The following is a 437-nucleotide window of genomic DNA, read 5'->3' on the forward strand; positions in this document are numbered from 1 at the left end:
GTCTCCAGGCGCTCGGAAAGCTCCTTCTGCTCTTCCTCGGCGCGCAAATTGACGGCGCCGAGCCGTTCGCGCTCGATTTTCAGCCGATCCAACTGGCGTTCGATCTCGGGCATCTCGGGCATCGGATCGTCGGCTTCCAGGCCGGTGTGGCGGATGACCAGATGCGGCGGCGTGTTCAGCGTTTCCTGGATACGCGCCTCGACTTCCAGCCGGCGCTCGTCCGCCGCCGTCAGCCGTTCCTCGGCACGGGCGCGGGTTTCGCGCGCTTCGGCCAGCGACTGGATGGCTGATGTGGCGGCCTTGTCCAGTTCGGCCTGCCGGTTCTCCGCCTCCTGCAGACGGTCGGCGGCCGCCTTGCGCAAAGTCTCGGCCTCGGTGAGTTGCGACAGCAATGCACGGCGCTTGGCGTCGATCTCGTCGGGCGCATCGGCCAGCCG

Annotated in this window: 1 pseudogene; it reads right to left on the reverse strand. The window is 67.7% G+C overall.

Annotated elements, in window-relative coordinates:
- A pseudogene (locus EOA36_RS36885) lies at nt 1-437 on the reverse strand (chromosome segregation protein SMC); the annotation flags it as partial.

Source organism: Mesorhizobium sp. M8A.F.Ca.ET.021.01.1.1 (genome assembly GCF_003998025.1).
Classification (GTDB): domain Bacteria; phylum Pseudomonadota; class Alphaproteobacteria; order Rhizobiales; family Rhizobiaceae; genus Mesorhizobium.